Below are 22,447 nucleotides of genomic sequence, written 5' to 3'. Positions count from 1 at the left end.
CCGTCGGCGCCGCGCCGCGTTCGGCCCCGCGGCGCGGCGCGGCGGTCAGCCCAGCCGGTCGGCGGCTTCGAGGCAGGCCGCGATCGTCGGCTGGTGGGCCGTGCCCTGGCGGACCGCGGTCTCGATCGTGCGGGCGAGCGTGGCGTCCGACACCGGCCGTACGGTCAGGGTCGGCGGCAGGCGGTCGGTGGCGAGCCGGGGGATGAGCACGGTGTGGCCGCCGCCGGCGGCGAGGGCGGTCATGGCGGCGAAGTCGGTGCAGGTGTGCCGCACCCGCGGGGTGAAGCCGGCCGAGCGGCAGGCCTGGAGGACGGCGTCCCCGCAGGGGGTCTGCGGCGGGGCGGTGATCCACGAGGTGTCCGCGAGCTCCCGCAGGTCGACCGGTGCCCCCGCGCCGCCCGTGGTCGTCGCCGGGGCGGCGGCCGGGTGGTCGGCCCGCAGCACCGCGACCAGCGGATCGGTCCGCAGGGTGCGGGTCTCGATGCCGGGCAGCGGCGGCATGGCGAGGTTGGTGTAGCGGTAGACGAGCGCGACGTCGGCCCGGCGCTGGAGCAACAGCCGTACGGCGGCCTCGGGTTCGGCCTCGGTGATGTGCACCTCCAGGCCGCGGTGGGTGCGCTCCAGGGCCTCGCCGAGCGGCGCCGCGACCGGGACGAGGGCGCTCGGGAAGCAGGCGAGCCGCAGCGGACCGGTCGGCTCCCCGGCGCCGGTGCGCAGCCGCTCCCGGGCCTCCTCGAGCGCCGCGAGCACCGCCCCGGTGTCCGAGGCCAGCCGGTGCCCGGCCGCGGTGAGGCGGACGGAGCGTCCGGTGCGCTCCAGCAGCGCGGTGCCGGCCTCCTCCTCCAGCAGCCGCAGCTGCTGGGAGACGGCGGAGGGCGTGACGCGGTGGAGTTCGGCCACGGCGGTCACCGTGCCGTGCACCTCCAGGTCGCGCAGGAGGACGAGCCGTCGGACATCGAGCATCAGTCCAGCTTAAAGGCCTGCTGTAGGAGATGTAGCTGGACGCGGGGGCGTGCGGACGGCGAACCTGACTGCCCCGACCCCAGTCCCCGAGCAGTACGGGAGTGTCTTCGTGCGTGCCACCGTGATCCACGGCCCCAACGACATCCGGATCGAGGAGGTGCCCGACCCGGTGGTCAGGCGGCCCACCGACGCGGTGGTGCGGGTGGTCAACGCCTGCATCTGCGGCAGCGACCTGTGGGCGTACCGGGGCGTCGCCGCCCGGGTCCCCGGGCAGCGGATCGGCCACGAGTTCCTCGGCGTCGTCGAGGCGGTCGGCGCCGAGGTGACCGGCTTCACGCCGGGCGACTTCGTGCTCGCCCCGTTCGTCTGGTCGGACGGCACCTGCGAGTTCTGCCGCGAGGGCCTGCACACCTCCTGCCCCGAGGGCGGCTTCTGGGGCCAGGTCGGCTCCGACGGCGGCCAGGGCGAGGCCGTCCGGGTGCCGTTCGCCGACGGCACCCTGGTCCGGCTGCCCCGGGAGGCCGCCGGTGAGGAGAAGCTGCTGCCGGGCCTGCTCGCCCTCTCCGACGTGATGAGCACCGGCCACCACGCCGCGGTCTCCGCCCGGGTCCGCCCCGGCGCCACCGTGGCCGTGGTCGGCGACGGCGCGGTCGGACTGTGCGGCGTGCTCGCCGCCCACCGGCTGGGCGCCGGGCGGATCATCGCGCTCGGCCGGCACGAGCGGCGCACCGCGATCGCCCGCGACTTCGGCGCCACCGACGTCGTCGCCGAGCGCGGGGAGGCCGCGGTCGAGGCGGTCCGGGAACTGACGAGTGGCCTCGGTGCGCACGCCGTGCTGGAGGCCGTCGGCACCGAGGAATCGATGCGGACCGCCCTCTCCATCACCCGCGACGGCGGCACGGTCGGCTACGTCGGCGTGCCGCACGGCGGCTCCGCCGGTGTGGACATCTCGCAGATGTTCGACCGGAACGTCGCGCTGGCCGGCGGCGTCGCCCCGGCCCGCGCCTACATCCCCGAACTGCTGCCCGACGTGCTCTCCGGCGCCATCGACCCCGGCGCGGTCTTCGACCGCACCGTGGACCTCGACGGCGTCCCCGACGGCTACCGCGCGATGGACGACCGTACGGCGCTCAAGGTCCGCATCGCCTTCTGACTGTGGTCGTCCCGGACGGCGCGGTCGGCTGTCACCGGGGGTGTGGCCGCCGCCCCTCTTGTTCAAAGTTGATTGACTGTCCTATCTTTTGCTCAGCTTCAATCAACTCATTGCAGATTCGAGCAGGGGGATCGATGGCCCACGTCGCCGCCGAGAACGTCGTCGCCCTGGACATCGGCGGCACCGAGATCAAGGGCGCCGTGGTGGCGGAGGACGGAACGGTCCTGCGCAGGGAACGCTGGCCCACCCGGCCCGCCCGTGGCGGCGGCGCCGTCGTCGACACCGTGCTCGGCTGCGCCGCCGAACTCGCCGAGCTCGCCCGGCGGGCCGGAGCCCCGGCCAGGGCCGCCGGCGTCGTCGCGCCCGGCCTGGTCGACGAGACCGCGGGCACCGTGGTCAAGGCCGTCAACCTCGACTGGCACGACATCCCGATCCGCCACCGGCTGGCCGAACACCTCGGCCTCCCGGTCGCGTTCGGCCACGACGTCCGGGCCGGCGGCCTCGCCGAGGCGCGCCTCGGGGCCGGGCGCGGCAGCGAGTCCTTCGTCTTCGTCCCCGTCGGCACGGGCATCGCCGCCGCCGTGGTGACCGGCGGCCGGACGCAGAGCGGCGCGCGCGGGATCGCCGGCGAACTCGGCCATCTGCTGGTACGGCCCGGCGGCGAGCGCTGTGCCTGCGGCGGCCGGGGCTGCCTGGAGACGATCGCCTCCGCCTCCGCGATCGCCCGCCGCCACGCCCGGCTCACCGGCACCCCGGACCTCGGCGCCGAGGACGTGCACCGGCGGGCGACCGCCGGCGAGCCCGTCGCCGCCCAGGTCTGGGCCGAGGCGGTGGCGGCCCTCGCCGACGGCCTGGCCGCCACCGTCGCCCTGCTCGACCCGGAGCGGATCGTGATCGGCGGCGGCCTCGCCCGGGCCGGGGCGGACCTCCTCGCCCCGCTGCGCGTGGCACTCGCCGAGCGGTTGGCCTTCCGCCCCCCGCCCCGGCTGGTCGCCGCCGAACACGGTCGCGGCGCGGGGTGTCTCGGTGCGGCGCTGCTGGCCCGGGACCTGCTGGTCGGGGACCTGCCGGTCGGGGACCTGCCGGTCGGGGACCTGTCGGGCCGGGACTCATCCCACCGAGCCCCGTCGCCGGGAGGCGCGTCGTGATCCTCACCGTCACCCTCAACACCGCCGTGGACGTCACCTACCGTCTCGACCGGGTGGCCCGGCACGGCAGCAACCGGGTCGGGACCGTCACCGAACGGGCCGGCGGCAAGGGCGTCAACGTCGCCCGGGTGCTCGCCGCGCTCGGTCACGACACCGTGGTCACCGGCCTGGTCGGCGGCGCCACCGGGCAGGCCCTGCGGGCCGACCTCGCGGCCGCCGCGCTGCGCGACGAACTCCTCCCGATCGCTGGCGCCACCCGGCGCACCGTCGCCGTGGTCGAGGACGCCACCGGCGACGCGACCGTCTACCTGGAACCCGGACCCGCCGTCACCGCCGAGGAGTGGTCCGACTTCACCGTCCGCTACCGCCGGCTGCTGCGCACCGCCCGGGCCGTCGTGCTGTCCGGCTCGCTGCCCGTCGGCGTGCCGCCGGACGCCTACGGGCAGCTGGTCGCCCTCGCCGCCGAGGCGCGGGTGCCCGCCGTCCTCGACGCCGAGGGGCCCGCCCTGCTCGCCGGACTGGCCGCCGGCCCCGCCCTGGTCAAGCCCAACGCGGCCGAACTCGCCGCGACGGCGGGCCCGGTGGACCCGCTCACCGGAGCCCGGCTGCTGCGCGCCGCCGGTGCCCGCGCCGTGGTGGTGTCCCTCGGCCCCGACGGGCTGCTCGCCGGCACACCGGAGGGCGACTGGCGCGCCCGCCCGCCCGAGGAGGCGCGCGGCAACCCGACCGGCGCCGGCGACTCGGCGGTGGCCGCGCTCACCGCGGGCCTGGTCGCCGGCACCCCGTGGCCGGAGCGGCTGGCCGAGGCCGTCGCCCTGTCCGCCGCCACCGTGCTCGCGCCACTCGCCGGGAGCTTCGACCCGGCCGACCGGAGGCGGCTGCTGCCGCTCGTCCGGGTCGAACCCATCGGGTCCACCTCCGCCCGACCCCCGTCCCCCGGTTCGCACGGAGGACCGCACCCCTCGTAGCCACCGTCCCGCCCGCCGGGCCTGCCGTCCGGCACCGGTGCTGTCCGTGCCCTCCAGCCGGACCACGCCGGGCCACCGCAATCGCAGACGAGTGTCGGTCGGCAGCCCGACGACCCGAGTGTCAACGACTCGCAGCCGTTCACCGTCGAGGGCACCGCCTGACGTTCCGCCGGGGTCTCGTGCCAGCGGTACCAAAGTGGTGGCTGAGGCGTGAATGACTGCAGCATCTTCCGTTCACCCGGCCCGGCTGCCAGCATCGGCGCACCGCCACCGCCACCGCCACCGCCCGCGAGACCCGAGGGAGTCGCCGATGCACCGCCGTGCCCCGTTCGGCCGGATCGACCTGCTGCTGCACGGCGGCACCCTGGTGGACGGCACCGGGGCCGCCGCCCGGCCGGCGGACGTGGCGGTCGTCGGCGACCGGGTCGCGGTCCTGGCGCCGGGGGCCGGAGTGACGGACGCGGCCGAGGTGGTGGACGTCACCGGGCGGGTGGTCACCCCCGGCTTCATCGACGTCCACACCCACTCCGACGCCCTCACCGCCACCTTCGACGGCGCGGACCACGGCACCGAGGAGCTACGGCTGGCCCCGCTGGTCCAGGGCGTCACCACCGAGATCGCCGGGAACTGCGGCAGCAGCCTGTTCCCCGCGCTGCCGGGGCGGCTGCCCGCCCTCGCCGAGCACCTGCGGGTCACCTTCGGCCTCGGGCCGGTGCGCCCGGCCCGGGACTTCGCCGGCTTCGCCGCCGGGCAGCGGCCCGCCCTGCGGCGCAACCACCTGGCCTCGCTGGTCGGCCACGGCACCCTGCGGGCCGGGGTGATGGGCTTCGCGGACCGCCCGCCGACCCCCGGGGAACTGGCCGCGATGTGCGAACTGCTCGACCGCTCGCTCGGCCAGGGCGCCGCCGGGTTCTCCACCGGCCTGATCTACCCGCCCGGCGGCTACGCCGGCACCGAGGAGATCGTCGCCCTGGCGTCGGTCGCCGCGCGCCACGGCAAGCCGTACGTGACCCACCTGCGGGACGAGATGTCCCAGGTCGAGAAGGCACTGGAGGAGGCCCTGGAGATCGCCGTGCGCTCCGGCGCCGCGCTGCAGGTCTCCCACCACAAGACCGCCGGCCGGCACGCCTGGGGCGCCACCGCCCGCACCCTGGCCCGGCTGGCCCAGGCCCGCGCCGAGGGCGTGGACGTGTACTGCGACGTCTACCCGTACACCGCGGGCAGCACCGTGCTGCACGCGATGCTGCCACCGTGGGCGAGTGAGGGCGGGCCCGCCGCCCTGCTGGCCCGGCTGGGCAGCCCCGAGGTGCGGGAGCGGATCCGGGTGGACCTCGCGCACGGGGTGGACGGCTGGGAGAACACCGTCGGCAACGGCGGCTGGGACCTGATCTCGGTCGCCGCCGCCCCGGCCCGTCGCGCCGTCGAGGGCCGGCGGATCGCCGAACTGGCGGCCGAGTGCGGCGCGGACCCGGTGGACTACGTCTGCGAGCTGCTGCTGGAGGGGCGGGGCGAGGTGACCATCATCAGCCACTCGATGCGCGAGGACGACGTCCGCCGGGTGCTGGCCAGCCCGCTGTCGATGATCGGCTCGGACGGGGTGCCCAAACCCGGTCGCCCGCACCCGCGTTGGGCGGGCAGCTTCGCCCGGGTGCTCGGCCACTACGGGCGGGGCCAGGGGCTGCTGCCGCTGGAGCTCGCGGTGCACAAGATGACCGGACTGCCCGCCGCGCGCTTCCGGCTGGACGGGCGCGGGGTGCTGCGGGACGGCGCGGTGGCGGACCTGGTGGTGCTGGACCCGGCGGCCGTACTGGACCGGGCGACCTTCGAACGGCCGCTGCTGCCGCCGGAGGGCGTGGAGACGGTGGTGGTGGCCGGACGGGTGGCGGTGCGCGGGGGCCGGCCGACCGGGGCCCGGGCGGGGGAGGTGCTCCGGGTCCGGTGAGCCGTAGTGGTCCGACGAGGCGCGGCGGCACGGTGAGGCGCGGCGGCACGGTGAGGCGCGGCGGCTCGGTGAGGTGGGGTGGCACGGTGAGGTGGGGTGGTGGGGCCCGGTGAGCCCCGCCCCGGGGCCCTGCCGTCGGTCAGTGGTGCTCGGAGCGCTCGGCGGTGTGGCCGCCGGCGGTGCTGGCGGGGGCCTCGGCGACGGTGGCGGTGCGCGGCGCGGCGGGCCGGCCGTAGGCGGCCCCGAGGGACAGCAGGGCGGCGGCGGCGATCAGGAGGGCGGATATCCGGCGGGTCATCGGAGTCCAATCAGCTGATATGGATGCTGGCGGCAGAAGCATGACACACCGGCAGCCCACGGCACAGGGAACGGGAGGCGCTCAGCCTGCCCAGCGCCGCTCCAGCAGCGAGCCGATCTCCGTTGCGGCGGTGCCGAGTTCGGCGAGGAAGGCATGCAGCGCCGGATTGCGGTCGGTGGCCCGGGTGGCCACCCCGATCCGGCGGTGCAACCGGGGGTGGTCCAGCCGGCAGACGTGCACCCCGGCGTCGTCGGCCAGGCCGAGCGCGGGGATCAGCGCCACACCCATCCCGGCCCGGGCGAGGTTGACGGTGACCTGGTAGTGGTCGCTGCGGCAGCGCACCCGGGGGCGGAACCCCTCGGCCGCGCAGGCGCGTTCGAGCACCGGCTCACCCGTGCCACCGCCGTGGGTGCCGATCCAGCTCTCGTCCGCCAGCTCCGCCAGCCGCACCACCGGGCGCCGCCCCAGCCGGTGCCGGGGCGGCAGCACGACCAGCTGCGGCTCGGTGAAGTACATGTGCACCTGTACCGTCGCCTCCCGGCACCACGGGTCCAGCGGGTGCTCGAAGACCATGGCCGCGTCCAGCCGGCCCGCCTCCAGATCGGGCACCAGCTCGTGCGGCTGGCCCGTCACCAACTCCAGCTCCACCCGCGGGTGCCGGGCCGCGAAGCCGGCCAGGGCCCTGGGCAGTAGGTCCAGCCCGGCCGAGACGAAGAAGCCGATCCGCAGCACCCCGGCCGCCGCCTCCGCGTGCGCCCGCAGGTCGTCCCGGGCGACGGCCATCAGGTCGGCGATCGCTTGGGCGTGCTCGGCCAGCCGTGCCCCCGCCGCCGTCAGGCGCAGCGACTGCGGTGCCCGCTCCACCAGCGCGACCCCCAGCTCCTTTTCCAGGCGCGCGAGTTGGTGCGAGACGGCGGACGGGCTGAGGTGCAGCGCCTGCGCCGCGGCCACGATGGTGCCGCGGCGGGCGATCTCCAGCAGGACGAGCAGGCGGGCGCTGTTCAGCACCAGCCCAGACTAGGGCCCCTCCTCGGGGCCCTCCTCGGAGCCCCGGGGACTCAGGCGCCCCGCTGGGCGTTCGCCAGCTCCGGGGCCGGTCGCGCCGTGCCGCCGTCGCCCGCGACGTCGAGTCGCAGCAGGTCGTACTCGGTCTCCCGGCGCACCACCAGCCGGGCCCGGCCGTCGCGGACGAAGACCACGGCGGGCCGGGGCAGCTTGTTGTAGTTGGAGGCCATCGCGTAGCCGTAGGCGCCGGTGACCGGGGTGGCGAGCAGGTCGCCGACCCGCAGGTCGGCCGGGAGGGCCGCGTCGTCGATGATCACGTCGCCGCTCTCGCAGTGCTTGCCGACCAGCCGGGCCCGGTACGGGCGGTGCGCCTCGGGGCAGCGCGGCAGGAAGGCCTCGTAGCGGGCGCCGTACAGTGCGGGGCGCAGGTTGTCGCTCATGCCGCCGTCCACGCTGACGTACGTCCGCACGTCCGGGATCCGCTTGACGGTGCCGACCCGGTACAGGGTCAGTCCGGCCCGGGCGGCTATCGAGCGGCCCGGCTCCACGCCGACCTCGCCCGTCCAGCCCGCGCCGCGCACCGCCGCGCGCACCCGCTCCGCCCAGACGGCGAAGGACGGGGCGCTCTGCCCGCCCACGTAGGCCACGCCCAGTCCGCCGCCCACGGTCAGTCCGGCGACCGCGCTGTCCACCGCGAACCGGGCCACCGCGGCGGCCCCGTCGGCCAGTTCGGCCGGGTCGAGGACCTGGGAGCCGACGTGGGCGTGCACGCCCTCCAGCCGGACGGCCGAGGAGGCCGCGGCCCGGCGCACGGCGGCCGCGGCGGCGCCGTCGGCCAGGCCGAAGCCGAACTTGGAGTCGTGGCCGCCGGTGCGGATCGCCTCGTGGGCGCCGGCCGCGACGCCGGGCGCCACCCGCAGCCGGATCCGGGCCGGCGGCAGGCCCTCCACGTGGTGCAGCCGCTCGATCCGCTCCAGCTCGTCGAAGCTGTCCACCACGATGTGGTGCAGTCCGGCGGTCATCGCGGTGCGCAGTTCGCCGTCGTCCTTGTTGTTGCCGTGCAGCACGATGCGGTCCGGCTCCACCCCGGCGTACAGGGCGGTGCGCAGTTCGCCGCCGGAGGCGACGTCCAGCAGCAGGCCCTCGTCGGCGACCAGTCGGGCCATGGCCGTGCAGAGGAAGGCCTTGGAGGCGTAGGCCACGTTGCCCGGGCCGAAGGCGGCCACCGCCTCCCGGCAGCGGCTGCGCAGGTGCTCCTCGTCGTAGACGAAGAGCGGGGTGCCGTGCTGGCGGGCGATCTGCTCCAGCAGGACGCCCCCGACGGCCAGGCCCTCGGGCCGGACCTCGGCGGTGAGCGGCAGCAGGCCCGGCTCGACGGGGGAGTCGGCGGACGGCGGGGTGGGCGACGCAGCGGACACGGTTCTTCCTCCCGGCAGGCTGATTCGCTGCTCATCCTCGGCCCTGGGGGAGGCCCCGAGAAAGCGCATTCTTCGCACCCTGAGCCGTACCTTCCTCGATGCTCCCGAGCGCCCCGTCGGGGCGGGCCGGTCAGGCGAGGGCCGGTCGGCGGCGCTCGACGAGGTCGAGGTCGCCCGTGAGCAGGTCCCGGTGGCTGATCGTGAAGTCCCCGTTGGGCAGGGTGTCCCCGTCGCCGTAGTACTGGCCCACGACGGTGGTGGGGAGGAAGGAGCGCAGGCCGTGGCGGATGCCCTCGGGGTGGTCGACGGCCGCTCCCCAGTCGGAGGGGGCCTCGTCGGTGGAGAAGAGGACCCAGTGGTCCACCGGCACGAGGGCGTCGAGATCCGGCGCCGCTCCGGTGTGGCTGTCCAGCGCCGGCACGGTCAACCGGTCGGGGTCGAGGGGCGGGTACCAGAGCAGGAGGGGCTTGGCCCGCTGGGCGTCCGCGTTGTCGAAGCAGCAGACGGCGACGGTGTGGTCGGGGAAGTGGTCGGCGTAGAAGCGGAGGAGGTCCGGGTCGAGGGACGGGCGCCGGTGCGACGGCACCCGCTGGAGGGCGGCCGGGACGGCGGTGGGGTCGTCGGCCAGGAGCACCGTGTAGACGTCGTGCTCGAAGACCTGGACGGCGGCCGGCTCCGCGCCCATCCAGTCGATCCCGTCGATGCCGACGGAGACGGGGCGAACGGCGTCGACCATGCGCTCCAGGACGTCGGTGCCGCGTCCGACGGAGAGGAACTGCCCCCGGGTGAGCTGCTCGGTGGGCAGGTGCAGCAGCAGCGCGTTCGGACCGCTCGCGAGGTTGACGACGGTGTTCTGGTAGCCCAGGACGTGGATGAGGCCGTGCTCGGGGTGGTGCTGCCGACCGCAGTACACGGTCGTGCCGGAGAAGGCGGCCTCACTCGTCGAGATGCACATGGCGGCACGATAGCGTCCGGGGGCGGGCGGCCCTCATCCGACCTTGGCGTTGTGCTTGGGGCGGGCGGTGGCCGGGAGGCCGTTGGCGAGGTCCTCGGTGAGGAGGCGCCAGGCGATGGCGTCGGCGGCGGTGCGGAGTTGGGGGCTGCGGGGGCGGCCGGCGTCGGCGTCGAGGCGGGCGTTGAGCCAGCCGGACCAGGCGCGGGCGAGGGCGCGGACCTCCTGGGTGCCGGCCTCGGTGTGGGTGAGCCGGTCGCCGTCGCGGGTGAGGTAGCCCTCGGTGGCCATCCGGTCGAAGACCGGTTCGAGGACCTCGGGCGGCAGCTTCTTGCGGGTGGCGATGAGGTCGAGGGAGGCGTGGCCGAGGGCCTTGGTGTGGCCGGCCACCTCCATCAGGGCCCAGGCGCCGGCGAGGTCGACGCGGGTGTCGGCGTCGCCGACGATGGTCCGTACGGTGTCCAGGTCGATGTCGCGCACGATCTTGCAGACGGAGTACTCCAGGTGCGGGTCCGAGTCGCTGGTGGTGGGTTGGGCGAAGCCCTCGCCCATGTCGGTGGAGCCGGCCCGGGTGGTGTCGCGCAGCTGTACCTGCTTGAGGAACAGCGCGACCACGAAGCCGACCACGGCCACCGGGATGGTCCACAGGTACACGGTGTGCAGGGCGTCCGAGTACGACTGGATGATCGGCGCGGCCTGTTCGGCGGGCAGCTTGTGCAGGCCCTGCGGGCTCTCCGCCGCGTGCACCAGGACGGCCGGGTCGGCGCCGGTGAGCCGGGCGGAGGCGGCGACGCCCTTGGCCAGTTCGGTCTTGAGGCCGTTGGCGTAGATGGTGCCGAACACGGCGGTGCCGAAGGAGCTGCCGATGGTGCGGAAGAAGGTCACCCCGGAGGTGGCGGTGCCGAGGTCGGCGTAGTCGACGGTGTTCTGCACGGCGATGGTCAGTACCTGCATGCTCAGCCCGATGCCGACGCCGAGCACGAACATGTAGAGCGAGGCGAGGGCGGTGCCGGTGCCGGGTTCGAGCCGGGACAGCAGGTAGAGGCCGACGGCCATCACCAGGGTGCCGGCGATCGGGAACAGGCGGTACTGGCCGGTCTTGCTGACCACGTTGCCGCTGGCGATCGAGGCGATCAGCAGGCCGATCACCATCGGCAGCATCCGCACGCCGGAGACGGTCGCCGAGTCGCCGTCCACGTACTGGAGGAAGGTCGGCAGGAAGGTCAGCGCGCCGAGCATCGCGAAGCCGACGATGAAGCTGAGCACCGAGCAGACCGCGAACACCGGGTTGCGGAACAGCCGCATCGGCAGCATCGGTTCGGCGGCCCGGGTCTCCGCCCAGCAGAACAGCCCGAGCGCGACCGCGCCGCCGACGAACAGGGCGATGATCACCCCGGAGCCCCAGGCGTACTGGTTGCCGCCCCAACTGGTCGCCAGGATCAGGGCGCTGGCGCCGACCGAGACCAGGGCGATGCCCAGGTAGTCGATCACCGGCCGCACCGCCGAGCGCACCGAGGGGATGGTCCGGGCGGCCGCGATCACCACGACGACGGCGATCGGCACGTTCACGTAGAACGCCCAGCGCCAGGACAGGTGGTCGGTGAACAGCCCGCCCAGCAGCGGCCCGATGACGGTGGCCAGGCCGAACACCGCGCCGATCGCGCCCTGGTACTTGCCGCGTTCGCGCAGCGGGATGACGTCCGCGATCAGCGCCATGGCGGTGACCATCAGCCCGCCCGCGCCGATGCCCTGCACGGCCCGCCAGGCGATCAGCAGGGTCATGTTGGTGGACAGGCCGCACAGGAACGAGCCGCCGACGAAGACGATCGCCGAGACCTGGAAGATCAGCTTGCGCCCGTACAGGTCGCCGAACTTGCCCGCCAGTACGGTGGCCACCGTCTCGGCCAGCAGGTAGGAGGTCACCACCCAGGACATGTGGGCGGCGCCGCCGAGGTCGGAGACGATGGTGGGCAGCGCGGTGCCGACGATGGTCTGGTCGAGGGCGGCCAGCAGCATGCCGAGCACGATGGTGGCGAAGACGACGTTCCGCTGCCGTACGTCGAGCACCGGCGGGGCGGAGGGCTGGGTCTCGGTGGCGACAGTCATGCCGCCAGCCTCGGGCGGGTCGTGGCCGGTCGCGATCCGGTTCGTCCGTTCGGGTGAGCACCCCTCGTGCCGGGGCCGGACGGGGCTCGGGTGGCGGCGGGGTTCGGCGCAGGTGAGGATGGGCCGGAGCAGGGCCGGGACCAGCCCCCGGGCGCCGGGAGGAGGCTCCCCATGACCGCCCCACCCTCCCGCGACGCGGAGCCCCCGCGACCCGGGCCGCCCGGCGCCTCCGCCGTCGGCGGGCGGGCCGCGGCGCGGCGCTGGCAGGCGCTGACGGTCTGCCTGGTCGCCGGGTTCATGACCCTGCTGGACGTCAGCATCGTGAACGTCGCCCTGCCCACCGTCCGGGCCGGGCTGCACATGTCCGACAGCGGCCTGCAGTGGGTGCTCAGCGGCTACGCGCTGGCCTTCGGCCTGGTGCTCGTCCCCGCCGGGCGGCTCGGCGATGCCCGCAGCCGGCGGGCCGTCTTCCTGACCGGGCTCGCCCTGTTCACCGCGGCCAGCGCGCTGGCCGGGGCGGCCCAGAGTCAGGAGTGGCTGGTGCTGGCCCGGCTGTTCCAGGGCGCGGCCGGCGGGGTGCTGGTGCCGCAGGTGTCCGGCTTCATCCAGACCCTGTTCCAGGGCCCCGAACGCGGCCGGGCCTTCGGCGCGCTGGGCGCGACCATCGGGCTGTCCACCGCCGTCGGGCCGCTGCTGGGCGGGCTGTTGATCCACCTGTTCGGCCCGCAGGACGGCTGGCGCTGGGTGTTCCTGGTGAACCTGCCGATCGGCCTGGCCGCCCTGCCGGTCGCCTACCGGTTGCTGCCGCCGCCCCGCCCGGCCGCCGAGCGGGCCGGGCAGCGGGACTTCGACCCGGTCGGGGTGCTGCTGCTGGGCGCGGGGACGGTCGCCCTGCTGCTGCCCTTCGTCCAGGAGCAGCAGTGGCACAGCCCGGCCCGCTGGCTGCTGCTGCCGCTGGCGGCGGTGCTGCTGACGGCCTTCGTCGGCTGGGAGCGCCACTACGCACGGGAGCGGCAGGACGCGCGGCGGCGTGAACCGCTGGTCAACATGGCCCTGTTCGCGGTGCGGCCGTACGCGGCGGGGGTGCTGCTGTCGCTGGTGTACTTCGCCGGGTTCACCGCGATCTTCTTCATCTTCACGCTCTACCTCCAGGCCGGGCACCACTACTCGGCGCTGACGGCCGGTCTGGCGATCACCCCCTTCGCGGTCGGTTCGGGCGTGGCGGCCGCGGTGGGCGGGCGGCTGGTGAGCCGGTACGGGCGCCGGCTGGTGGTGGTGGGGCTGCTGCTGGTGCTGGCCGGCCTGCTGGCCTCGGCGTTGGCGGTGCAGCTCTGGGACGGGCCGCGGGTGGGCTGGACGACGCTCGGCCCGCTGCTGGTGGCCGGTGCGGGGAGCGGCCTGGTGATCGCCCCGAACCAGACCCTCACCCTCCAGCACGTCCCGCTGACCCGCGCGGGCAGCGCCGGCGGCGTGCTGCAGACCGCCCAGCGGGTCGGCTCGGCGGTCGGCATCGCGGTCGTCGGCTCGGTCTTCTTCGCCCACGCCGGTGGGCGCCGTCCGGACTGGGCGCTGGCCTTCCAACTGGGCGTCACGGTCGCGGCCGGGCTGGTCCTGGCGGCCCTGCTGGTCGCCCTCGCCGACGAGTGGGCGGGCCGCCGGGAGGCGGGCGGTCGGGGCCGGGCCCCAGCGGGCGGCCGGGAGTCCGCGGGACCCGTCAGTGGTCGCGGCGCCGGATCACCGCCACCGCGATGAGCACCGAGGCCAGTGCCCACACCGCGTAGCTGGTCCAGGATCCGGCCACGGTGGCCGGGTACTCGCTCGGCCGCATCCCGGCCAGGGTGGTGCGGGCCAGGCGCAGCCAGGCCGGGAAGGGCAGGGCGTGCAGGAGGTCGGCGCTCCACCGGTAGCGCTCGGTGACGACGGAGGGCAGGAAGAACAGCACCACGATGGTGCCCACCGCCGCGCCCGCGCTGTGCCGGATCAGGGTGCCGAGGCAGAGCCCGACCAGTCCGCAGACCGGGGCGAACAGCGCGGCCGCCGCCACGTGCCGGAAGGCGGTCGGGTCGGTGATCGACTGCCCGATGCCGAGGCCGGCCAGCATCGCCTGGGTGAGGGCGAAGGACAGGCCCGCGGTGAGCGAGCCGAAGCCGAGCAGGACGGCCGTCAGCACGCCCGCCTTGGCGAGCAGGACGGCCCGGCGGTCGGGGACGGCGGCCAGCGTGGTGCGGATCAGACCGGTCGCGTACTCGCCCGCGATGACGATCGCGCCGAGGCCGCCCGCGAGCAGCATCACGATGTCGGCGGAGCCGGTGATGAAGGAGACGTTCAGGGCCTCCTGCTTCATCACCGCCGGGTCGCCGTCGCCGGGTGTGTAGTGGTCGTGGGTGTACTGGGCGGACTTGAGGTTGGCGGCGAGGATGAGCAGCCCGCCGAGGGCGAGCACCCAGGGGATCGAGCGCAGTGACCAGAACTTGAGCCACTCGGCGGCGAGCAGGTCGCCGAAGCGGGCGCGGCGTACGGGGGTCGAGGTGCGCATGGGGGTGTTCAACGGGGCTCTCCGGCGAGGTATTCGACGCTGTCGGCGGTCAGTTCCATGAAGGCCTCCTCCAGGGAGGCGCCGCGTTCGGTCAGGCCGTGCAGCAACAGGCGCTGCTCCAAAGCGAGTTCGCCGATCCGGCCGGCGTCGAGGCCGGTCACGTCGAGGCTGCCGTCCGGACCGGGGCGGACGGTCGCGCCGGCGGCCCGCAGCACGGTGGTCAGCCGCTCGGGTTCGGCGGCGCGGACGGCCACGGCGGAGCGGCCGGCCCGGGCGGCGAACTCGCCGAGGCTCTCGTCGGCGATCAGCCGGCCGCGCCCGATCACCACGAGCCGGTCGGCGGTGTGCTCCATCTCGGCCATCATGTGGCTGGAGACGAAGACGGTGCGGCCCTCGTCGGCGAGGCGGCGGAACAGTCCGCGCACCCAGAGCACGCCCTCGGGGTCGAGGCCGTTGAGGGGTTCGTCGAAGAGCAGCACGGGCGGGTCGCCGAGCAGGGCCCCGGCGATGCCCAGGCGCTGCTTCATGCCCAGCGAGTAGCCGCCGATCCGGCGCCCGGCGGCGTCGGCGAGGCCGACCTCGGTGAGCACCTCGTCCACCCGGCGCCGGGGGATGGCGTTGCTGCGGGCCAGGGCCCGCAGGTGGGCGCCGCCGGTGCGGCCGCCGTGCACGTCCCCGGCGTCCAGCAGGGCGCCGACCTCGCGCAGGCCGCGCGGCAGGCCGCGGAAGTCCCGGCCGCCGACGGTGGCGGTGCCGGAGGTGGGGGCGTGCAGGCCCAGCACCATCCGCAGGGTGGTGGACTTGCCGGCGCCGTTGGGGCCGAGGAAGCCGGTGACGTGCCCGGGGCGGACGGTGAAGGTCAGCCGGTCGACGGCGGTGCGGCGGCCGTAGCGCTTGGTCAGTTCGATGACTTCGATCATGGGCACCACGGTGCCGGGGAAGCCCCGGGCCCCGCATCGGACCGGTGTCGACACCACTGGTCGGCCCCGGTCGTACAACCAGGGTTGGATGACGGCCCCCGACCCCGTCGTTACGATCTTGATCCATGCCCGTGACACCGACGCCCCCGCTGCTGCGGCGTGTTCCGCCCGAGGCCTGGGTCGCCCTCGCCTGGTGCGTGGCCGCCGCCTACCCCGCCGTGCTGCTCGGCGGCGCCGCCCGGCTGCACCGCGGCGCCGCCCTGCACGGCGGTCTGGCCTTCACCCTGGGCGACACCGCGATCGCCCTCGTCGGCGCGGCGCTGGTGCGCCGGCTGCCGGTGCTCTCGGTCGTCGTGCTGCTGATCGCCACCTGGACGGAGACCGACGGCTGGGCCGGCCACACCCAGGTGTCCCCGGCCGCGCTGCTGGCGGTGTACGTCGCGCTGTTCCTGATCACCGCCCATGCCCCGCGCCGCAGTTCGCGCGCCGCCTTCGCCGTGGCGGCGGTCTTCCTGGTGCTGCACATGGGCCTGGTCCACGGCAACACCGTCGGCATCTTCACCGGCACCCACATCGGCTCGGCCGACGGCGCCGCGCTGCTCGCCCTGGTCGCCTGGCTGGCCGGGCGCTCGGTGCGGCAGAACCGGGAGCACGCCGAGACCTTGAGCAGCCGGGTGGCCGCCGAGGCGGTGACCGCCGAACGGCTGCGGATCGCCCGGGAGATGCACGACACCGTCGCGCACAGCATCGGCATCGTCGCCCTCCAGGCCGGCGCGGCCCGCCGGGTGATCGACCGCCGGCCGGAGCGGGCCAAGCAGGCACTGGGCGAGATCGAGGCGGCCGGCCGGGAGACCCTGGCCGCGCTGCGCCGGATGCTGGTCGCGCTGCGCCAGGCCGACGGCGAGGTGTCCGACACCGTCCCGGCCGGCCTGGCCGACCTCGACCGGCTGGCCGCGACCACCACCGCGGCCGGGGTGCGGGTCGAGGTGCGGCGCACGGGCGAACCGGGGCCGCTGCCACCGGAGATCGACCTCTCGGCGTTCCGGATCGTCCAGGAGTCGGTGACCAACGTGGTGCGGCACGCGCGGGCCGCCGAGTGCCTGGTGACCGTCGACCGCAGCCGGGCGGAGGAGCTCCGGGTGGAGGTCACCGACCGGGGCCGGGGCCACGGTGACGCGCCCGGCAGCGGCTTCGGCCTGGCCGGGCTGCGCGAGCGGGTCGCCCTGCTGCACGGCGAGTTCGAGGCCGGGCCGCGCCCGGACGGCGGCTTCCGGGTCGCCGCCCGGCTGCCCGTTCCCGCGGGGGTCGGCGGATGATCCGGGTGGTGCTGGCCGACGACCAGCCGCTGGTGCGGGCCGCGTTGGAGATGGTGATCACCGAGACGACCGACGTCGAGGTGGTCGGCGAGGCGGGCGACGGCGCCGAGGCCGTCCGGCTGGCCGCCGAACTGCGGCCGGACGTCGTGGTGATGGACATCCGGATGCCCGGCACCGACGGCATCGAGGCCACCCGGCAGGTGACCGCCGCCGCCGGGCCGACGAAGGTGGTGGTGCTCACCACCTTCGACGAGGACGAGCACGTGTACGCGGCGCTGCGCGCCGGGGCCTCCGGCTTCCTGGTCAAGGACATGGCGCTGGACGACATCCTCGCCGCGGTGCGGGTGGTCGCCGCGGGGGAGGCGCTGATCGCCCCGAGCGTCACCCGGCGGCTGATCGGGGCGTTCGCGGCCCAGCGGCCGAAGCCCGCACCGGCCGCCGCCGCGCGGCGGCTGGAGGTGATCACCGAGCGGGAGCGGGAGATCCTCACCCTGGTCGGCCGGGGCCTGTCCAACACCGAGATCGCCGCCGAACTGGTGCTCAGCATCGCCACCGTGAAGACCTACATGACCCGGCTGCTCGCCAAGCTGGACGCCCGCGACCGGGTCCAGCTGGTCATCCTGGCCTACGAGGCGGGCCTGGTCGCCGTTCCCGGCTGACCCGGCCCCGCCCCGGCCGATCGGGCCCCGCCCCGTCGGTGCGGGTCAGTCCTTGACGGCCACGCCCGCGTACATCGCGATGTCCCGGTCGCGGACCGCCGGGGCGTCCGGGTCCGGCCGCCAGTGGTGGACCAGGGCGACGCCCGGGTCGAGCAGCCGGTAGCCGTCGAAGAAGGCCTCGGTCTCGGCCCGGTCGCGGATCTGCAGCGGGATGCCGCGGGCGTTGTACTCCCGGCCGACGCCGCCCACCCCGACCGGGTCGGTGTCGCCGGTGAACACGGTGAGGGCGAGGAAGCTGCCGGGCGCCAGCGCGTCCATGAACCGGCGGACGATGCCCTGCGGATCGTCCTCGTCCAGCACGAAGTGCACGATGGCGATCAGCGAGAGCGCCACCGGCTGCGAGAGGTCGAGCACCTCGCGCAGCCGGGGGTCCTCGATGATCGACTCCGGGTTCCGGAAGTCGGCGTCCACGTAACAGGTGCGCCCCTGGGGCGTGCTGTCCATCAGGGCGCGCGCGTGGGTCAGCACGATCGGGTCGTTGTCGACGTAGCCGACCCGGGCCTCGGGGGCGATCGCCTGGGCGATCTCGTGCACGTTGGGCGAGGTGGGGATGCCGGTGCCGATGTCCAGGAACTGCCGCACCCCGTACTGCTCGGTGAGGTGGCGCACCGAGCGCTGCATGAAGTCGCGGGTGGTCCGCATGGACGTCGGCAGCGCCGGCCAGGCCTGGACGGAGGCGTGCGCGGCGGCCCGGTCCGCCTCGAAGTTGGTCTTCCCGCCGATGAGGTAGTCGTAGACCCGGGCGGAGTGGGGCACGTCCATCCGCAGGTCGATCGAGGGGTAGTGCTCGTCCGTCACGCTCTCGCTCCCCGTTGCTTCGGGCATCCGTCACCGGGCGCCAGGGCGGCCGGTCTTGGTGCGCATGGTAACGGTTCGCCGGTGTGACGGTATGACGAAGGTTCAGGTGAGTGGCGCTTCCGGACCCCGCACCTCCAGCCCCACCGCCTGTCGGGGCAGCGCGCCGGCCCGGCCGCCGCGCCCGGCCGCCAGCTCCACCGCCGCACCGATCCAGGCCGCACCGAACGCCCAGGTCGCCACCCACTCGCACAGGTACACCGGCCGCACCGTCCAGTCGGCCCCGAACCCCGACAGCCCGGTCACCGCCGCCGCCAGCAGCGCGACCGGGATCAGCACCCCCGCGGCCAGGTACGCCGTCGCCACCCGGGCCGGCTGCGCCGAGCGCGGATCGCGGAAGGAGTACAGGCAGAACAGCGCCAGCATCACGAACAGCAGCCCGGCGAACACCAGATGGAACACCCCGACGGTGCGCTGCAGGCCGGTCGGGTCCGACGGTGCCGTCGGGCACAGCGCGACCCCGAGCGCGAACACCCCGGCCGCCGTGCTCCACCGGTCGTCCCGCCGGTCCAGCCGGTAGCAGATCAGGAACACCCCGAGCGCGCACAGGGCGCCCACGAAGACGTTCCGGGTGCCGCCGTAGTACGCGGCACTCATCGACGCGGGCCAGAAGCCGTCCGTGGCCCGCCCGGTGACCTCGTCCGCCAGCCAGTCGCCCAGCGGCAGGGCCGGTGGCAGCAGCATGCCGATCGCCCCGACGCCGAAGCGCAGGAACGTCACCGTCCGTTCGTCCTGGACGGTCTGTCGTTGTTCGGGCCCGGGGGATTCAACGGTGTTTCCGGCACTCCGGTCGTCGGTCACGGATGCCTCCTCGCTGGTGAGCGCGATGGTTGGCCGTCAACTGGTGTACCCGCAAGCGGAGATCGACCCACCACCGAATCGGGTGGTTTCGCGGGCCTCCACCCCCGGCCCCGGCCTGCCGCGCGGCCCCCGCCTACAACGCGGCCTCGGCGCCGGGTTCGAGCCGGAACTCGGCGTCGTCCGCGTCGTAGTCGTAGAGCTCGCCGTAGCGGCCCCAGTCGATGGCGGTCTCCAACTGGCGCCGGGCATCCACGGTGTCGTAGCCGGAGCGCAGCAGGTCGAGGAAGAGGTCCTCGCGGAGCTTGTGGTCCCTGGTGGCGGCCAGCGACTGGACGACGGCGCGCACCAGCGGCGCCCGCCGGGCGGCCTGGCGGGCGAACAGCTGCTTCCTGGTGAGGATGTCGGCGGCGGCGAACTCGCGGCCGGCGGCCGTGATGGCGAAGCGGCCGTCGGCGGTGCGGGCGAGGTCGAGCAGGACGGCGGCGTCGACCAGCGGGAGCAGGTCGTCGACCTCGAAGTTGAGCTCGTCGGCGATCTCGGCCAGCCCCTCCTCGCCGCCCGTGGCCAGCAGGATCTCCAGCAGACCGGCCAGCCCGCCGACGGTGGCCGGCGGCAGCGGGGTGGTGATCGGGGTGACGGCCTGCGGGGCGGCCGGTTCGGTGGCGGGCTGCTCCTCGCGGCCGGTCAGGATGCCGTAGACGGTGTCGACCAGGGCCTCGAACTGGGGGGTGCGGCGGTCGCGCGGGCGGGGCAGGTCGACGGTCAGTTCGGAGCGGATCCGGCCGGGGTTGGAGGACAGCACGAGGATCCGGTCGGCCAGCAGCACCGCCTCCTCGATGTTGTGGGTGACGATCAGGATCGACTTGACCGGGGCCCCGCGGCCCTCCCACAGGCCGACCAGTTCGTTGCGCAGGTTCTCGGCGGTCAGCACGTCCAGGGCGGAGAACGGCTCGTCCATGAACAGCGCGTCCGGTTCGACCACCAGCGCCCGGGCGAAGCCGACCCGCTGGCGCATCCCGCCGGACAGCTCCTTGGGGTAGGCGCCCTCGAAGCCGTCCAGGCCGATCAGGTCGATCGCCCGCAGCGCCCGCTCGCGTCGCTCCTCCTCGCCCACCCCGCGTGCCTGGAGGCTGAGTTCGACGTTCTGCTGGACGGTCAGCCAGGGCAGCAGGGCGAAGGACTGGAACACCATCGCCACCCCCGGGCTGGCGGCCCGCAGCGGGGTGCCCCGGTAGCTGACCGTCCCGGAGGAGGGCGGGATCAGCCCGGCCAGGCAGCGCAGCAGGGTGGACTTGCCGGAGCCGGACTTGCCGAGCAGGGCGACGATCTCGCCCTCGGCCAGGTGCAGGCTGATGTCGTCCAGCACCGGCAGGGCCCGTCCGTCCGGGGTGGTGAAGGTCTTGGTGACGGCGGAGGCCTCGACGATCGTGGTGCGGGCGGGGGCGGCGGTCATCGCGTGGGCCTCCTCAGAGGGCGTAGCGGGTCTCGGAGAGCCGGTAGAGCCGGCGCCACAGCAGCCGGTTGAGCGCGACCACGTAGCAGCTCATCACGCTCACCCCGACCAGGATCCTGGGGAAGTCGCCGGTGCCGGTGGCGTCGGCGATGTACGAGCCGAGCCCGGTGGCGGTCAGGTGGTGCGCGCCGTAGTCGACCACCTCGGCGACGATCGAGGCGTTCCAGGCGCCGCCGGCCGCGGTGATGCCGCCGGTGACGTAGTACGGGAAGACCGCCGGCAGGACGAAGGCCCGCCAGCGCAGCCCGCCCCGGACCTGGAAGCCGGTCATCGCCTCGCGCAGGTCGCTGGGGATCGCGGAGGCCCCGGCGATCACGTTGAACAGGATGTACCACTGGGCGCCGAGCGCCATCAGCAGCACCGAGCCGAGGTTCAGCGAGATGCCGAGGGCGACGAACGCGGCGGTGGCGAAGGGGAACAGGAAGTTCGCCGGGAAGCTGGCCAGCACCTGCACCACCGGCTGGGCGTAGCGGGTGACCTTCGGGTCCATGCCGATCCACACCCCGACCGGCACCCACACGGCGGTGGCCACCACGAGCAGCACCAGGACCCGCCCGAAGGTGGCCGCGCCGAGCGCGAAGGCGTGGCCGAACTCGCCCAGGCCGACGCTGGTGTGGACGTAGTCGAAGGCCTTCCAGGCGCCGAGGACGACCACGGCGGTCACCGCCCCGGCGAAGAACACGTCCCCGGTGCGCTCCCGGGGGGCGGGCCGGGCGAGCGGGTGCTCGGCGAGGCCGAACACCCGGGTGGCCCGGTCCAGCGCGACCCCGACCGGCCGCAGCGGGCGGGCGGCCAGCTCCGGCAGGCTGGAGCGGCGCAGCAGGTCCAGGACGATGCTGCGCGGCCGGTCGGCGGCCTCCGACTCCTCCACCCGGAAGCGTTCGGACCAGGCCGTCATCGGCCGCCAGAACAGCACGTTGACGCCGATCACCATGACGACCATCACGCCGATCGCGATGCCGACCTGGCCCAGGTCGCCGTCGCCGATGGCGGTGGCCGCGTAGGAGCCGATGCCGGGCAGCGCGTAGCGGTGGTCGAGCACGCTGATCGACTCGGAGGCGGCCAGGAAGAACCAGGCCCCGCCGAAGCTCATCATCCCGTTCCAGACCAGCGGGATCATGCCGCTGGGCACGTCCAGGCGCCAGAACCGCTGCCACTTGGTCAGCCGCATCACTCGGGCCGCCTCGTCCAGTTCGCGCGGCTGGCTGACCAGCGAGTAGTGGAACGCGAAGGTCATGTTCCAGGCCATCGAGGTGAAGATGGCGAAGACCGACGCGCATTCGAGGCCGAGCGTGGAGCCGGGGAAGAGGTTGATGAAGGCGGTGACGGTGATCGACAGGAAGCCGAGGACCGGCACCGACTGGAGGATGTCGAGGACTGGCAGCAGCACCTTCTCGGCCCGCCGCATCCGGGCCGCGGCGGTCGCGTAGACGAAGGTGAACAGCACCGAGGCGATCAGCGCGGCGAACATCCGCAGCAGCGAGCGCACCGCGTAGAAGGGCAGCCGGGCGGGGTCGGTGGAGACGGTGGCGGGGGCCTGGTCGGGCAGGAACGGCGCGTCGAGCGAGGGGGCGAGCCGCAGCAGCCCGTACAGTCCGGCGACCAGGGCGGCGGAGACCAGGACGTCCACCCAGCGCAGCCCGGGGCGGCGCCACACGCCGCGGGAGGGGAAACCGCCGTTGCCGCCGGTCACCCGTACCACCGTCCGTCCGCTCGTCGGCTCGTCCGCCGTGCCGGGGGCGACCGCGCCGGTCCGACCGCGCACCAGCCTCGCGGCAGACGGACCGGCCCGCCACCGGAGGGCTGCTCACGGGTGGCGGGCCGGGCGATGACG

Annotated in this window: 19 protein-coding genes; 7 read left to right on the top strand and 12 right to left on the bottom strand. The window is 74.8% G+C overall.

The window, feature by feature from the left end:
- Window positions 1-45: 45 nt before the first annotated feature.
- Entirely contained in the window at window positions 46-963 is a 918-nt protein-coding gene (locus ACZ58X_RS02370) for a LysR family transcriptional regulator (protein ID WP_470331783.1), read from the bottom strand.
- A gap of 109 nt (window positions 964-1,072) precedes the next feature.
- Here ACZ58X_RS02370 and ACZ58X_RS02365 point away from each other — a divergent pair, with 109 nt between their 5' ends.
- The 4 genes from ACZ58X_RS02365 (at window position 1,073) to ACZ58X_RS02350 (ending at window position 6,174) form a co-directional block, all read left to right on the top strand.
- On the top strand, window positions 1,073-2,116 hold the full coding sequence (locus ACZ58X_RS02365; RefSeq protein ID WP_470331782.1) for a zinc-dependent alcohol dehydrogenase family protein: 1,044 nt from the start codon (window positions 1,073-1,075) through the stop codon (window positions 2,114-2,116).
- A gap of 134 nt (window positions 2,117-2,250) precedes the next feature.
- Entirely contained in the window at window positions 2,251-3,264 is a 1,014-nt protein-coding gene (locus ACZ58X_RS02360) for an ROK family protein (RefSeq protein WP_470331781.1), read from the top strand.
- Complete coding sequence (locus ACZ58X_RS02355) at window positions 3,261-4,232, top strand: 1-phosphofructokinase family hexose kinase (RefSeq protein ID WP_470331780.1); 972 nt, start codon at window positions 3,261-3,263, stop codon at window positions 4,230-4,232. Before ACZ58X_RS02360 ends, ACZ58X_RS02355 begins: the two co-directional genes overlap by 4 nt.
- Before the next feature lie 310 nt (window positions 4,233-4,542).
- Complete coding sequence (locus ACZ58X_RS02350) at window positions 4,543-6,174, top strand: N-acyl-D-amino-acid deacylase family protein (protein ID WP_470331779.1); 1,632 nt, start codon at window positions 4,543-4,545, stop codon at window positions 6,172-6,174.
- A 139-nt stretch (window positions 6,175-6,313) separates the two neighbouring features.
- Here the strand turns inward: ACZ58X_RS02350 and ACZ58X_RS02345 are convergent, their stop codons facing one another.
- The 5 genes from ACZ58X_RS02345 to ACZ58X_RS02325 all read right to left on the bottom strand — a co-directional run bounded on the left by ACZ58X_RS02345 (window position 6,314) and on the right by ACZ58X_RS02325 (window position 11,953).
- A complete protein-coding gene (locus ACZ58X_RS02345; protein WP_470331778.1) occupies window positions 6,314-6,472 on the bottom strand; it encodes a hypothetical protein in 159 nt (52 codons plus the stop codon).
- 81 nt (window positions 6,473-6,553) lie between these two features.
- On the bottom strand, window positions 6,554-7,480 hold the full coding sequence (locus tag ACZ58X_RS02340; protein WP_470331777.1) for a LysR family transcriptional regulator: 927 nt from the start codon (window positions 7,478-7,480) through the stop codon (window positions 6,554-6,556).
- 50 nt (window positions 7,481-7,530) lie between these two features.
- Window positions 7,531-8,895 carry a diaminopimelate decarboxylase gene (lysA, locus tag ACZ58X_RS02335; RefSeq protein WP_470331776.1) on the bottom strand — a complete coding sequence of 455 codons (1,365 nt, stop codon included), beginning with the start codon at window positions 8,893-8,895 and terminating at the stop codon, window positions 7,531-7,533.
- Window positions 8,896-9,025: 130 nt separating this feature from the next.
- Entirely contained in the window at window positions 9,026-9,850 is an 825-nt protein-coding gene (locus tag ACZ58X_RS02330; protein WP_470331775.1) for a hypothetical protein, read from the bottom strand.
- A 33-nt stretch (window positions 9,851-9,883) separates the two neighbouring features.
- Window positions 9,884-11,953, bottom strand: a complete 2,070-nt coding sequence (locus ACZ58X_RS02325; RefSeq protein ID WP_470331774.1) for an MDR family MFS transporter — start codon at window positions 11,951-11,953, stop codon at window positions 9,884-9,886.
- Window positions 11,954-12,124: 171 nt separating this feature from the next.
- Here ACZ58X_RS02325 and ACZ58X_RS02320 point away from each other — a divergent pair, with 171 nt between their 5' ends.
- The gene (locus ACZ58X_RS02320) at window positions 12,125-13,705 is read left to right on the top strand and encodes an MFS transporter (RefSeq protein ID WP_470331773.1); all 1,581 of its coding nucleotides are present in this window, start codon (window positions 12,125-12,127) and stop codon (window positions 13,703-13,705) included.
- Here the strand turns inward: ACZ58X_RS02320 and ACZ58X_RS02315 are convergent.
- Together ACZ58X_RS02315 and ACZ58X_RS02310 are read right to left on the bottom strand one after the other, a co-directional pair.
- A complete protein-coding gene (locus tag ACZ58X_RS02315; RefSeq protein ID WP_470331772.1) occupies window positions 13,668-14,489 on the bottom strand; it encodes an ABC transporter permease in 822 nt (273 codons plus the stop codon). The two genes, ACZ58X_RS02320 and ACZ58X_RS02315, sit on opposite strands and share 38 nt — an antisense overlap.
- Before the next feature lie 8 nt (window positions 14,490-14,497).
- Window positions 14,498-15,409 carry an ABC transporter ATP-binding protein gene (locus ACZ58X_RS02310; protein ID WP_470331771.1) on the bottom strand — a complete coding sequence of 304 codons (912 nt, stop codon included), beginning with the start codon at window positions 15,407-15,409 and terminating at the stop codon, window positions 14,498-14,500.
- Between the two features lie 125 nt (window positions 15,410-15,534).
- On the opposite strand from ACZ58X_RS02310, the gene ACZ58X_RS02305 reads away from it, so the two are divergent.
- The gene (locus ACZ58X_RS02305; RefSeq protein WP_470331770.1) at window positions 15,535-16,725 is read left to right on the top strand and encodes a sensor histidine kinase; all 1,191 of its coding nucleotides are present in this window, start codon (window positions 15,535-15,537) and stop codon (window positions 16,723-16,725) included.
- Window positions 16,722-17,384, top strand: a complete 663-nt coding sequence (locus ACZ58X_RS02300) for a response regulator (protein WP_470331769.1) — start codon at window positions 16,722-16,724, stop codon at window positions 17,382-17,384. The genes ACZ58X_RS02305 and ACZ58X_RS02300 overlap by 4 nt, the downstream gene beginning before the upstream one ends.
- A 45-nt stretch (window positions 17,385-17,429) precedes the next feature.
- Here ACZ58X_RS02300 and ACZ58X_RS02295 read toward each other — a convergent pair whose 3' ends face one another.
- The 4 genes from ACZ58X_RS02295 to ACZ58X_RS02280 form a co-directional block, all read right to left on the bottom strand.
- Window positions 17,430-18,269: an SAM-dependent methyltransferase gene (locus ACZ58X_RS02295; RefSeq protein WP_470331768.1), complete on the bottom strand. Its 840-nt coding sequence runs from the start codon at window positions 18,267-18,269 to the stop codon at window positions 17,430-17,432.
- 75 nt (window positions 18,270-18,344) lie between these two features.
- A complete protein-coding gene (locus ACZ58X_RS02290) occupies window positions 18,345-19,100 on the bottom strand; it encodes a hypothetical protein (protein WP_470331767.1) in 756 nt (251 codons plus the stop codon).
- 133 nt (window positions 19,101-19,233) lie between these two features.
- The gene (locus tag ACZ58X_RS02285) at window positions 19,234-20,553 is read right to left on the bottom strand and encodes an ABC transporter ATP-binding protein (RefSeq protein ID WP_470331766.1); all 1,320 of its coding nucleotides are present in this window, start codon (window positions 20,551-20,553) and stop codon (window positions 19,234-19,236) included.
- Window positions 20,554-20,566: 13 nt separating this feature from the next.
- The gene (locus ACZ58X_RS02280; protein WP_470331765.1) at window positions 20,567-22,378 is read right to left on the bottom strand and encodes an ABC transporter permease; all 1,812 of its coding nucleotides are present in this window, start codon (window positions 22,376-22,378) and stop codon (window positions 20,567-20,569) included.
- Window positions 22,379-22,447: the final 69 nt, after the last annotated feature.

It is taken from the genome of Kitasatospora sp. NPDC040550, assembly GCF_055594965.1.
This window is presented reverse-complemented; position numbering and strand designations above follow the sequence as displayed.

Bases quoted from the DNA above. Each gene is read 5' to 3' on its own strand.
- ACZ58X_RS02370 (WP_470331783.1), bottom strand. From the start codon at position 963: ATGCTCGATGTCCGACGGCTCGTCCTCCTGCGCGACCTGGAGGTGCAC.
- ACZ58X_RS02360 (WP_470331781.1), top strand. From the start codon at position 2,251: ATGGCCCACGTCGCCGCCGAGAACGTCGTCGCCCTGGACATCGGCGGC.
- ACZ58X_RS02350 (WP_470331779.1), top strand. From the start codon at position 4,543: ATGCACCGCCGTGCCCCGTTCGGCCGGATCGACCTGCTGCTGCACGGC.
- ACZ58X_RS02345 (WP_470331778.1), bottom strand. From the start codon at position 6,472: ATGACCCGCCGGATATCCGCCCTCCTGATCGCCGCCGCCGCCCTGCTG.
- ACZ58X_RS02330 (WP_470331775.1), bottom strand. From the start codon at position 9,850: ATGTGCATCTCGACGAGTGAGGCCGCCTTCTCCGGCACGACCGTGTAC.
- ACZ58X_RS02325 (WP_470331774.1), bottom strand. From the start codon at position 11,953: ATGACTGTCGCCACCGAGACCCAGCCCTCCGCCCCGCCGGTGCTCGAC.
- ACZ58X_RS02320 (WP_470331773.1), top strand. From the start codon at position 12,125: ATGACCGCCCCACCCTCCCGCGACGCGGAGCCCCCGCGACCCGGGCCG.
- ACZ58X_RS02315 (WP_470331772.1), bottom strand. From the start codon at position 14,489: ATGCGCACCTCGACCCCCGTACGCCGCGCCCGCTTCGGCGACCTGCTC.
- ACZ58X_RS02310 (WP_470331771.1), bottom strand. From the start codon at position 15,409: ATGATCGAAGTCATCGAACTGACCAAGCGCTACGGCCGCCGCACCGCC.
- ACZ58X_RS02305 (WP_470331770.1), top strand. From the start codon at position 15,535: ATGCCCGTGACACCGACGCCCCCGCTGCTGCGGCGTGTTCCGCCCGAG.
- ACZ58X_RS02300 (WP_470331769.1), top strand. From the start codon at position 16,722: ATGATCCGGGTGGTGCTGGCCGACGACCAGCCGCTGGTGCGGGCCGCG.
- ACZ58X_RS02295 (WP_470331768.1), bottom strand. From the start codon at position 18,269: ATGCCCGAAGCAACGGGGAGCGAGAGCGTGACGGACGAGCACTACCCC.
- ACZ58X_RS02285 (WP_470331766.1), bottom strand. From the start codon at position 20,553: ATGACCGCCGCCCCCGCCCGCACCACGATCGTCGAGGCCTCCGCCGTC.